Raw genomic sequence first — 11,744 nt, 5'->3', positions numbered from 1 at the left:
CGGATGCTCCTGGCGGACACCCACGCTCACCTCTCCGATCCCCAGTTCGACTCCGACCGAGTTCAGGTGATCGAGAGGGCGCGCCGGGCCGGTGTGGTGCTGGTGGTGGACGTGGGTTCCGACGTGGCTACCAGTGAGCGAGCGGTGGCGCTGGCGGCAGAGCCGGGAGTGTGGGCCGCTGTGGGAATCCACCCCCACAACGCCCGCGGCGCCGACGCCGCCGCCTTGGCGCGCATTGAGGAGTTCTCCGCCCAACCGGGCGTGGTGGCCGTGGGGGAGACGGGCCTGGACTTCTACCGGGATCACTCGCCGCGATCGGCTCAGATCGCTGCCTTTGAGGCCCACCTAGCCCTGGCCCACCGGGTGGGGAAGCCGGTAGTGGTCCACAGCAGAGAGGCGGACGCCGAGCTGATGGCGCGGTTGCGGCCCTGGGCGGGGAAGGTACGGGCGGTCTTGCACTGCTTCTCCGGTAGCGAAGCGATGCTGGAAGAGGCAGTGCAGCTCGGGTTCTCGATCTCCTTCGCAGGCACCGTCACCTATCCCAAGGCCGAGCGGCAGCGAAGCCTGGTGCGCCTGGTACCTCAGGCGCTGCTACTGGCGGAAACCGACTGCCCGTACCTGGCGCCGATGCCCAGGCGGGGCCAGCGCAATGAGCCCGCCTACGTGGCCCATACCGTGTCCGCCCTGGCGGAGGCTCGCGGAGTGCCTGTCGGGGATCTGGCGACGGCCATCTTCGAGAACGCGGAGGCTTTCTTTGGCATCGCACGCGGACATTAGCGTGCAGGGTGGTGAAGTGGTCCCCGGCGACCTGGAGCGGCTGCTGGCTCCGGTGCGGGATGCTCTAGGGCTGGTGGAGCGGCGCATTGCGCTGGCCATTCAGACGGAACAACCTGACCTAACCGAGGCCTATGCCGCGCTCTTCTCCGGGGGCAAGCGGATCCGCCCGGCGGTGACTCTGCTGTGTGCCGGTCCGGAGAGGGCTTGCTCCGAAACGGTGGTGGCCTTGGGGGCGGCTCTGGAGATGCTGCATTCGGCCACCCTAATCCACGACGACATCATAGACAAAGCCGACAGGCGGCGGGGGAAGCCCACGATCTCCGCCACTCAGGGGCCGGACGCGGCCATCTTGGCCGGCGATCATCTCTTCGCTCGGGCTGCGGTGGTGGTAACCGAGACGCAGGACCTGGAGGCGCTGCGCATCTTCGCCCAGACGCTGGTGACCATATCGGCGGGCGAACTGGAGCAGATTCGGCGCCGGAAGAGCCTTCCCTCGCGCGAGGACTACTTGCGCCTCATCCACGCCAAGACTGCCTGCCTCTTCGAGTCGGCAGCACTGGGAGGGGCGCTGCTGGCGGGCCGCCCCCAGGAGGAGGTGCGTCGGTTCGGGCTCTACGGCCGGAACCTAGGCCTGGCTTTCCAGATTGCCGATGACGTGCTGGACTATGTGGGGGATTCCTCGCGGCTGGGCAAGCCTACGCTCAACGACATCAGGCGGGGGGTGCTCACCCTGCCGGCCCTCCTATACGCCTGGGAGCGGGACGACTGGCAGAGCGCTTCCGTGCCCGATCGAGTGCCTCAGCGACAGGTAGGGCGGCTGGTGCAGCGGGTGATCGAGGGTGGCTACGTGGAGCGGGCCTTGGCTATGGCGAGGGAGTACGCCGAGGCTGCCTGGCGAAGTGTCGAGTCCCTCACCGATGGACGCTACGGCGAGTCTCTGCGGGGTCTAAGCCTGTTCGCGCTGGAGCGGGTTGACTGAGAGCCGATGGCTGCGCCCCTTGCCGGCCTCTCTGCGGTGATTGTGAGCTGGAACGTTCTGCCCCTGTTGCGGGAATGCCTCGATTCGCTGCTGCCTCAGCTCCGCCCAGGCGATGAAGCTCTTGTGGTGGACAATGCTTCTCAGGACGGCACCGAGGCTGCCGTTGCCACTGACTATCCCCAGGTGCAGCTGATCCAGGCGGGGTCCAACCTGGGCTTCTGTGGCGGCGTCAATCTGGGGCTGAGTCGCGCCCGAGGAAGCCTCCTCCTGATCCTGAACCCCGACACCCGGCTCGCGCCGGGGGCCGTGGAGGCGATGCGACGCCTGCCGGAGCGGGACGCATCCGTAGCCGTGGTCGGGCCACGGCTGGTGGACGCGGAGGGCTCGATCCAGCCGTCCCGGCGGCGGTTTCCCACCGTCGGCACCTTGTTCGTGGAGAGTACCCCGGCTCAGCGACTGCCCCTCCTGGATCGGATACCGCGCCGCTTTCGCCTGGAGGACCGCTCCGACGCCCACGTTCAGGGGGTGGACTGGGTAGGGGGGGCCTGCTTCCTGCTGCGGCGGGAGGCGCTGCAGGAGGTGGGGGGCCTGGATGGGACCTTCTTCATGTACTCCGAAGAAGTGGACCTGTGCCGACGGTTGGGCCAGTTAGGATGGGAGGCGGTCTTCGAGCCGGCGGCCGAGGTCGTGCACCATGAGGGCAAGAGCAGCGAGCAGGTGCCGGCGGCCCGGCTGGTGCGGTTCAACCGGAGCAAGGTTCTGTACGCCGAGAAGCACTTCAGCCGAGGGGTGGCGGAGGCGCTCCGGCTCTACCTCCTGGGCACGTTTGCCTGGGAGATGGGCCTGGAGGGGATCAAGCTGGCCCTCGGGCACAGAAGGGATCTGAGGCGGGAGCGACTGGGTCTCTACCGGCAGGCACTGGCCTCCGGCCTGAGGTAGAGGGCGTGAGGGTGCTCTTGGTGGCAGGAGAGTTTCCGCCCATGCAGGGGGGCCTGGGCGACTTCTCGCGCTGTCTGACTCAGGCCCTGGCGGACGAGGGTTGCGCCGTTACCGTCTTGGCGCCCGCTGAGGCCGTGCCTCGTGACCCGACGTGGCCCTTCGAGGTGCGGGCGGAGGCGCGCGGCTGGGGTCTGCGCGACCTGGATCGGATTAGGCGTCTCGCCTCAGAGTACGACGTCCTCAACCTGCAGTATCAGGCGGCCGCATACGGCATGAGGCTGCCCGTTCACCTCCTTCCTCTCTTCTCCCGAGGGACCCCGCTGGTGACCACCTTCCACGACCTGCGGGTGCCCTATCTCTTTCCCAAGGCGGGACCGCTGCGGCAGTGGTCCGTTCGGGGGCTGCTTCGGGGCAGTTGCGCCGCCATCCTCACAAACGAGGAGGACCTGGCTCGAGCTCGCATCATGGCGCCACGCGGCAACCTACACCTGGTCCGGATCGGGAGTAACGTGTCCCCCGTATCGGTGACACCGGAGCGGCGGCGGCAGTTCCGAGAGGCGCTCGGGGTGCCGCAGGAAGCCACGCTGGCGTGCTACTTCGCCTTCCTAAACGTCACCAAGGGGGGCTTGGACCTGGTGCGGGCGGTGGCGCGAGCGCGGGAGATGGGTGACGACGTCCGCCTGCTGTTCATCGGCGGGGACGTGGGAGCCTCCGATCCCACCAATGCCGCGTACGCCCGCGAGGTGTTCCAGGAGGTTGACCGGTTGGGCCTGCAGAGGTGGGTGTCCCGGACCGGGTTTCTGGAGCCGGAGGGGGTCTCTGTAGCTTTCGCGGCGAGCGACCTGTGCGTGCTGCCTTTCCGAGACGGGGCCTCCTACCGCCGGGGCAGCCTGATGGCGGCCCTGGCGCACGGCGTGCCCACCATCACCACCCAGCCGGCCGTCCCGGTCGCCGGACTCTCCGAAGGAGAGAACGTGCGGCTGGTGGCGCCCGGGGACGTAGAAGGGCTGGCCGAGGCGCTGCTGGAGCTATCTCGGAACCCGGAGGAGCGTCGCCGCCTGGGGGAGGCGGCTAGGCGGCTGTCGCGGCAGTTCCAATGGCCGGACATCGCTCGCCGGACGATAGAGGTCTACGAGAGCGTTCAGCTGATCTCGCCGCAGAGAGCGCAGAGGCCACGGAGGAAGGACAAGGGGTGAGCCAGCCAAGTGGGTAGGTGACGGAGGGCCAAGTCGTCGCACCGCCCACATTCAAGGTCTCATTCTGCCTGTCTCTCGACAGGCCTCTGCCCTGTCCTCTTTCCCCTGCGACCTCTACGGCCTCGGCGGTGGTATCCCTTCACTGGCCGCCGGCTCTGGCTGAAGTCTGCAACTTGGGACAATGGTGGTAGAATGGGCAGGCGAAGCGGAGCCGATGCGAATGCACATGAACCTGGCTGGCAACGTTCTGGAAGATGCACTCCTTCAGCGAGGGGGAAAGAACCTCTACGTGGTTCTTCTGTGCGTCGCCGGAGCGGTGCTGGCGGGCGTGGCCGTGGCCGGCCTGGGGCTACTGGCGTTCGTGGTAGCACTGGCGGTGCCTGTAGGGCTGGTGGTGCTGCGCGACGTGCGCTACTTCCTCTGGGGTAGCCTGGCGGTGATCACTCTGCTGCCCTTCGCCACCCTCCCGGTGGACATTGGAGTGACTCCCACCCTGCTGGAGGTGGCTTTACTGGGCACGACAGCGCTGGCCCTGGTGCGCTACGTCTACCTGCGTCGCTCTCGCGCTGATGTGACTCCGGTGGGCGTGGCCTTGCTTCTCTTCATAGGACTCATGCTGGCTTCCTTTGTCCTGGGGGTGGCGCACTCTCGGCCTACCGTCACTTCCCTGCGCCGTTTCGCTGATCTGGTCCTGGCGCTGGGCTTCTTCTTCGTGGCCGTCAACGTCCTGGAGGGCAGGCTGGTACGGCAGACCTTTCGCCTACTACTGGCTCTGGGGGCCGTGGCGGCGCTGGTCGGGGTGGCTCTGTACATGGCCCCGCGGGAGCTGGCGGAAGCGTTTCTGGGGCGCCTGGGGGTGGTGGGGTACCCCACTGGCAACGTCCTGCGCTACGTGGAGGACAACCCCGAACTGGCCCTGCGGGCCATCGGCACTTCCGTGGACCCAAACGTGTTCGGGGGAATGCTGGCCATCCTGGGCGGGCTCGCGGCTCCCCAGTTGTTCGTGCCTGGGCCGCGTCGGGACAGGCTGTTCGCCGCAGGGGTGGCGGGCGCGGTGGCGCTGGCCCTGTTGCTGACCTACTCGCGCGGTTCCATGTTCGGTCTGGCGATGGCGTTGGGAATGCTAGGCCTAGTCCGTCATCGCCGCATTCTGTGGCTGCTGGCCGCCGGGCTGCTTCTAGTCCTAGTGTTACCCATGACCAGGGACTACGTTCAGCACTTTATCGAGGGGCTGAGGGGGCAGGACGTGGCCACCCAGATGCGCTTCGGCGAGTACAAGGATGCCTTTCTGCTCATCTCTCGCTACCCTTGGTTTGGGGTGGGGTTCACTGGAGTCCCGGACGTGGACATCTACCTAGGGGTGTCCTGCGTCTACCTCCTGATCGCCGAGGAGATGGGCCTGGTGGGCGTGGCGGCGTTCCTGCTCGCTCTCGGAGTCTTCTTCGCCTACGTGTGGCCGCGAAGCCGGGCGGTGCGTCAGTCGGACCCGCAGCTGGAAGGTCTTATGCTGGGAGCCCAGACGGGCGTGGTCGCCGGGATGGTGGCCGGTGTGCTGGACCACTACCTGTTCAACCTTGCCTTCCCCCATGCAGCCACTCTGTTGTGGCTGGTGGTGGCCCTGGGAGTGGCGGCCGCCCTGGAGGCGGAGGGCGGGCGTGGTAGCCTGCCCCTACCACCGGGCGATGGCGGAGTGAGTCAAGAACTCTGTGGCGCAGCGGAGGGCAGGGACGGTGGTCTACCCCTGCCACTGGTAGGCGGCACAGGAGCGGATGCACCGGCGATGGGCCATGTTGGGAGCGGGCGATCCTGGCCGCCTGAGGGGGCGGGGAAGCTCAACCGGAGGACAACATGAGAGCCGAGCCGCTGAGCGTGGTGTTCGGCGCCGGGAACGTCGGACGCGGCTTCCTGGGCCAACTGCTGACTGAGTCCGGCTATAGGGTGCTGTTTGTGGACGTGGTGGAGCCGCTGGTGCGAGCGCTGGCCGAGCGGGGCCGCTATACGTTGCAGTTGGTGACGGACTCAGAGGTGGAGGAGCTGGAGATCTCCGGCGTGAGCGCTGTGATGGCCGGAGAGACGGAAGAGGTGGCCCAGGCGATCGCTGGGTGCGACCTGGCGGCCACCGCGGTGGGCGTGCCCGCCCTGCCCAAGGTAGCGCCGGTGATAGCGGCGGGGTTGGAGCGCCGTCGGCGAGAAGGGGGCGGTCCCCTCAATCTCATTGTGTGCGAGAACCTGAGGAACGCCCCGGACGTGTTCGCGGACATGCTGCGGGAGCACCTCTCGCCGGAGGGTCGAGCCTATCTGGAAGAACAGGTAGGGCTGGTGGACGCCGTGATCGCCCGCATGGTTCCGTTGATTCCGCCCGAGATCAGTCGGGAGGACCCCTCCTTCATCATGGCCGAGCCGTACAAGGTTCTGCCAGTCAATCGGGCGCGGTTCAAGGGCGAGATCCCCCGGGTGGTGGGGATGGAGCCGCGGGACAACTTCGCTGCCTACGTGGACCAGAAGCTCTTCACTCACAACGCTGGCCACGCGATGATCGCCTACCTGGGCTACCTCAACGACTACGAGTACGGGTACGAGGCCCTCGATGACCCGCTGGTGGCCGAGCTGACCGAGCAGGCGCTGGAGGAATCGAGCGAGGCCCTCATTCGAAGGCATGGGCTCAACCCCTCGGAGCAGTACGCTTTGGTGGAGGACCTGATGCGCCGCTTCCGCAACCACCGACTGGGAGACACCATCTTCCGGCTGGGGCGGGACCCTATCCGCAAGCTGGGCCCGAACGACCGATTGGCAGGCGCGGCGCGGCTGGTGGTAGAGACGGCCGGCCGGCCGGAGGCGCTGGCATGGGGCATAGCGGCGGCGCTGCTATTCGACCCGCCCGAGGACGAGAGCGCTCGTCGCCTTCAGGCTATGTTGCGGGACGCTCCCGTCTCTCAGGTGCTATACGAGGTAAGCGGGATTGAGCCGGGTAGCCAGCTGAGCGAAATGGTGACGGATCGTTACCAGTCGCTCTCCAACGGCGCCTGGCCTGAGATATCGGGCGTCAGCGACTGACACCAGGAGGTCATCGGTATGAGCGAAAGACCCGCCGGTGCCGACGTGGCCAGTGTGGCTCTGCCCTCCAAGGATGAGCTCATGACCATGCTGCGGCAGATGTGGGAAATCCGGATCTTCGAAGACACGGTCTACGATTTGCTGGGCCGGGACCTGATCAAGGGCGCTTCGCACCTGTACGCGGGTGAAGAGGCGGTGGCGGTGGGCGCCATGTCCGCCATTGGCGAGAATGACCTCATCACTAGCACCCATCGGGGGCACGGTCACTGCCACGCCCACGGCGACAAGCACGCTAAGGGCCCGCAGGCCAAGCAGGAGCACCTGAACCGCATGATGGCCGAGCTGTGTGGGCGGGCCACCGGCTACTGCCGGGGTCGCGGGGGGTCCATGCACATCGCCGACGTGTCTAAGGGCAACCTGGGTGCCACTGGCATCGTGGGGGGCAACATACCAGTGGCTACGGGAGCCGGGTTGTCGGTGAAGATGCGAGGGACGGACCAGGTGGTGCTGTGCTTCTTCGGCGACGGTGCCTCCAACACGGGCAACTTCCACGAGTCTCTCAACATGGCCTCCACCTGGAAGCTACCGGTGGTGTATGTGGTGGAGAACAACCTGTACGGTATGTCCGTCCCCTTCTGCAACGCCGCCGCCTGCCCCGACGTGGCTCGCCGGGCGGCCGCGTACGAGATGCCCGGGGTGATCGTCGACGGGATGGACGTGCTGGCGGTTAGGGAAGCGGTGGCTGAAGCCGTGGAGCGCGCCCGCCGGGGCGAGGGACCCAGCCTCATCGAGGCCAAGACCTACCGCTACTACGGACACTCGCGCAGCGACCCGCGTGCCTACCGTACCAAGGAAGAGGAGCAAGCCTGGCGGGAGCGTGACCCCATCCAGCGCCTGAGGCGACTCCTCCTGGAGGAGGGCATCGCCACGCAGGAGGAGCTGGACGAGGTGGAGCAGCGGGCTCAGGAGGCCATTGACAAAGCCGTCGAGTTCGCTCTAGCCAGCCCCATGCCCTCACCGGACGAGCTGTACCAGGACGTCTACGCCCCTCTGACCTACCCGCCCGAGGTCCTGCAGCGCGACGCCGAGCTGCGGGCTCGGGTGCACCGGGGCGAGGGGGGGCGAGTCATCACCTACGGCCAGGCGCTCAATGAGGCCTTGCGGGAAGAGATGAAGCGCGACGAGCGAGTCTTCATCATGGGAGAGGACGTGGGCCTCTACGGAGGCGCCTACGCCGTCACTAAGGGGCTGTTCCAGGAGTTCGGCCCTGAACGGGTCCGCGACACCGCCATTTCCGAGGCGGCCATCGGTGGCGCCGGCGTGGGAGCGGCCATGTCGGGGATGCGACCGGTGATCGAGATCATGTACGTGGACTTCACTCCTCTGGCCATGGACCAGTTGGCCAACCAGGGGGCCAAAAACCGCTACATGTTCGGGGGGAAGACTACCGTGCCCCTGGTGGTGCGGACAGAAGGTGGCGCCGGCCGCAGCATCGCCGCCCACCACTCGCAGAGCTTAGAAGCGCTCTGGGTGCACTTCCCCGGCATCTATGTGGTCATGCCCTGCACCCCCTACGATGCCAAGGGACTGCTCAAGGCGGCCATCCGACAGGACAACCCCGTCATGTTTATCGAACACAAGATGCTCTACCGGGTGCAGGGCCCGGTGCCTGAAGAGGATTACATCGTGCCGCTGGGGGTGGCCGACGTTAAGCGGGAGGGGACGGACGCCACCGTGGTGGCCTATTCCCGCATGCTGCACACGGCCCTGCAGGCTGCCGAGCAGTTAGCAGCGGACGGGGTGAGCGTCGAAGTGATCGACCCACGCAGCCTAAAGCCGCTCGACCTGGACACCATCGTGGACTCAGTGAAGAAGACGGGCCGGTTGGTGGTGGTGACGGAGGCCTACAAGACCGGGGCCTTCACCAGCGAACTGGTAACCCTGGTCAACGAAGCGGCTTTCGATTGGCTGGACGCTCCCATCGAGCGGGTGTGCGGTGCTGACGTGCCCGTGCCCATGGCCGAGTCGCTCGAGGACGCGGCCATTCCCAACGCGGACCGAATCGCCGCGGCCATCCGCAAGGTGATCCGCTAGGAGGAGGCGCATGGCCACGGAAGTCATCATGCCCAAGCTGGGCCAGACCATGGAGAAGGGCACCATCACCGAGTGGCTGGTGAAGGAAGGCCAGCCGGTTCGCCGGGGAGAGCCGCTGTTCAAGATCGAGTCGGACAAGGCGGTCCTGGATGTCAACGCTCCGGCCACCGGTGTCTTGCGCAAGATACTGGTGCCGAAGGGCGGGTCGGCGCCCATTCTCTCCCGCGTGGGAGTGATCGCCCGGGAGGACGAGGACATCGCAGCTCTTGTGGGGGAGGCGTCGCCCGGCGGTGCTGCGTCCAAGGCAGAGCGCGCCCCGGAAGTGGAGGCGGCACCGGCGGCGGGGCCCCAGGAGGCAGCGGCGGAGCGGCCGGCTGGGGAGCGGGTGGTCGCCTCTCCCCGAGCTCGACGACTGGCGCGGCTAGAAGGAGTGGACCTGGCTGCCGTCACCGGCAGCGGCCCGGAGGGCCGCATCGTGGAGAGGGACGTCCAGGCGTACCTGGAGAGCCTGCCTCGCGTGACGCCCGCGGCCCGGGAGGCGGCTCGATCCTTGGGAGTGGAGCTGACCTCCTTGCCTCGCCCGCAGGCCGGAGACCGCCTGACGCGAGAGGACATTCTGCGCACCGTGGAGCCGGTGCGCGCGGCCGGGGATGGCGGCCCCGAGAGGCCGAAGCCGGAGGAGGAACGGCAGCCGCTGACCGGAGTGCGCGCACTGATTGCGGAGAGGATGGTGGCCAGCGTGCACACCACGGCGGCTTACACCCTCACCACCGAGGCTGATGCTACGGCCCTGGTGGCCTGGCGCGAGAGGCTAAAGGCGCGAGCGCGGGCGGGCGAGCGCGTTCCGACATACAACGATCTGTTAGTACGGCTGCTGGCGCGGGCTCTGGTGGAGTACCCTGACCTGAACGCCCACCTCGAGGGCGATGAGATCGTCCGTTCGGGCTCGGTGAACGTGGGCCTGGCGGTGGACACTGAACGGGGGCTGGTAGTGCCCGTGCTGCGTGACGCTCAGCGGCTGACCCTGAGCGAGATCGCCGAGGGCAGCGCCGAGTTGGTGGCGAAGGCCCGGGCGGGGCAGCTCACCCCGGATGATATGTCGGGGGGTACGTTTACCATCTCTAACCTGGGCATGTTCGAGATAGACGTGTTCACTCCCATCATCAACGTGCCTGAGGTGGCCATCCTGGGGGTGGGCCGGATCGCCGAGCGACCCATGGTACACCAGGGCGCCATCGTGGCGCGTCCCACGGTGGTGCTCAGTCTCACGGCGGACCATCGGCTGGTGGATGGGGCGCCGGGGGCGCGGTTCCTCCAGCGGGTGAAGCAATTGGTGGAGGATCCGCTGCTGGCGCTGTAACGATGTGCGCCCGGGAGGTCGGCTGTGGCGGCCTCCCGGGTCAAGTGGGTCGCTTACGCAGTCTCGCGCAGGGGCGGCGTGCAGGGCCTGAGACCGAACCTCCGCTCCTGCGCCCGTGTCCCGGCCTACCGAACGTGTGCCTCTCTGTCGCCCCGGCAGCTGCCTCCCTATGCTTCTGCGGCGATCTCGTAGCGAAGCCAGACGACGTCGCCGGGTAGCTGCTCCACTTGGACCAGCCGGAGGCCGATGGCACTGCCTAGCGGGCCCGGGTCGACGGAGCGAAAGAGCGGACGCGGCTCGGTGCCGCCCACCAGGTAAGGGGACAGCAGCAGGCTGATCTCCTGGACCAGCCCGCCGCTCAGAAGGGCAGCAGTCAGGGTGCCGCCGCTGTCGGCGTGTACCAGACGGACGCCGAAGTGCCGGGTCAGTTCCTCCAGGGCCGCCCGCAGGTCTACCCTATCCTCGCCGGCAATGATGGCGTGGACGCGTGAGCGGCGCAGGTAGTCGAGGTACTCCTCCGGGGTAGCGCGGGAGCAGAGGGCTACCTGGCCCCGCCAGTAGGGCATCGAGCGGAGTTGCTGCCAGTGCCGGATGCGGCCCCGGCTGTCGGTGACGACCAAGAGGGGTCGAGTGTCATTGGGCTCTGGTTCGGGCCCGGCACACTCCGCCTCACCGTCGGGCTGGAGGGGTTGGTCGCCGCTGAGCAGGGTGTCAGCGCCCGTCAGGTGAGCGTCCACGTTCCAGCGGCCGGCCAGGGAGTAGTAGAGGGCGGGGTCGGCCGGGAAGCCCTCTATCCGCCCGTCAAGGCTCACCTGATTGTGGATGAAGACTCTCGGCAGCATGGCGTACCTCCAGATGGAGATTCCTCGCGAGTCCACGTCGGCCGGCAACGGCAGAAACACCAAGCATAGCATCCGTCCCGGGGGCACGGCGAATTGGGGCCCTGCCAGCGGCCGAGCCCGCAATGAGGAGCGAGCCCCCAGGCGTGGGGTGGCTGCCTGTTGAGGTCCGGTCGCGCGTGGGCGCGCGAACTCCTCGTGTGGCGGACGTTCGGCAGCCAGGTGCGACCTGCATCGGAGAGTGGCTGGGAGAGTGGCTGGGAGAGTGATTGCGCGTGGTGGGGGCGCTATGCCTCTCGAAGCCCGCTCGCGCGTGGGCGCGCGAACTCCTCGCGTGGTGGCGGTTGAGCGCCCACGTGCGGTCGGCCTGACGCCAGGTGTAGGGCTTTCTCATGTTTGCGGTGAGGAGGTGAGGAGGGCAAGGGCGTAGGCCAGGTGAGCAGCGCAGTAGCGGCGGGCAGCGGCGAGGTTGGTGAAGCCAGCTAGGCGCAGCAGCCCAATGACGA

The 11,744-nt window shown here is 67.5% G+C and carries 9 protein-coding genes; 8 read left to right on the top strand and 1 reads right to left on the bottom strand.

Annotated features, from left to right (window positions below; all coding sequences use genetic code 11):
* The first annotated feature begins 3 nt into the window (after positions 1-3).
* The 8 genes from HPY83_16420 to HPY83_16385 all read left to right on the top strand — a co-directional run bounded on the left by HPY83_16420 (position 4) and on the right by HPY83_16385 (position 10,399).
* Positions 4-777 (top strand): TatD family hydrolase, encoded by a 774-nt coding sequence (locus HPY83_16420; GenBank protein ID NPV09531.1) that lies wholly within the window; start codon positions 4-6, stop codon positions 775-777.
* Entirely contained in the window at positions 755-1,756 is a 1,002-nt protein-coding gene (locus HPY83_16415) for a polyprenyl synthetase family protein (GenBank protein ID NPV09530.1), read from the top strand. Before HPY83_16420 ends, HPY83_16415 begins: the two co-directional genes overlap by 23 nt.
* 6 nt (positions 1,757-1,762) lie before the next feature.
* Positions 1,763-2,695 carry a glycosyltransferase family 2 protein gene (locus HPY83_16410; protein ID NPV09529.1) on the top strand — a complete coding sequence of 311 codons (933 nt, stop codon included), beginning with the start codon at positions 1,763-1,765 and terminating at the stop codon, positions 2,693-2,695.
* Positions 2,696-2,736: 41 nt separating this feature from the next.
* Positions 2,737-3,891, top strand: a complete 1,155-nt coding sequence (locus HPY83_16405; GenBank protein ID NPV09528.1) for a glycosyltransferase — start codon at positions 2,737-2,739, stop codon at positions 3,889-3,891.
* Between the two features lie 220 nt (positions 3,892-4,111).
* Entirely contained in the window at positions 4,112-5,743 is a 1,632-nt protein-coding gene (locus HPY83_16400; protein ID NPV09527.1) for a hypothetical protein, read from the top strand.
* A complete protein-coding gene (locus HPY83_16395) occupies positions 5,740-6,945 on the top strand; it encodes a mannitol-1-phosphate 5-dehydrogenase (protein ID NPV09526.1) in 1,206 nt (401 codons plus the stop codon). Before HPY83_16400 ends, HPY83_16395 begins: the two co-directional genes overlap by 4 nt.
* A gap of 18 nt (positions 6,946-6,963) precedes the next feature.
* Entirely contained in the window at positions 6,964-9,039 is a 2,076-nt protein-coding gene (locus HPY83_16390; protein ID NPV09525.1) for a dehydrogenase, read from the top strand.
* 10 nt (positions 9,040-9,049) lie between these two features.
* On the top strand, positions 9,050-10,399 hold the full coding sequence (locus HPY83_16385) for a 2-oxo acid dehydrogenase subunit E2 (GenBank protein ID NPV09524.1): 1,350 nt from the start codon (positions 9,050-9,052) through the stop codon (positions 10,397-10,399).
* Between the two features lie 167 nt (positions 10,400-10,566).
* On the opposite strand, the gene HPY83_16380 is transcribed toward HPY83_16385, so the two are convergent.
* On the bottom strand, positions 10,567-11,241 hold the full coding sequence (locus tag HPY83_16380; GenBank protein NPV09523.1) for a RibD family protein: 675 nt from the start codon (positions 11,239-11,241) through the stop codon (positions 10,567-10,569).
* Between the last annotated feature and the right edge of the window lie 503 nt (positions 11,242-11,744).

The organism is Anaerolineae bacterium (assembly GCA_013178015.1).
In the GTDB taxonomy this organism is placed as follows: domain Bacteria; phylum Chloroflexota; class Anaerolineae; order DRVO01; family DRVO01; genus Ch71.
The sequence above is the reverse complement of the archived record's forward strand: the minus strand, read 5'-3'. Positions and strand labels throughout refer to the sequence as shown.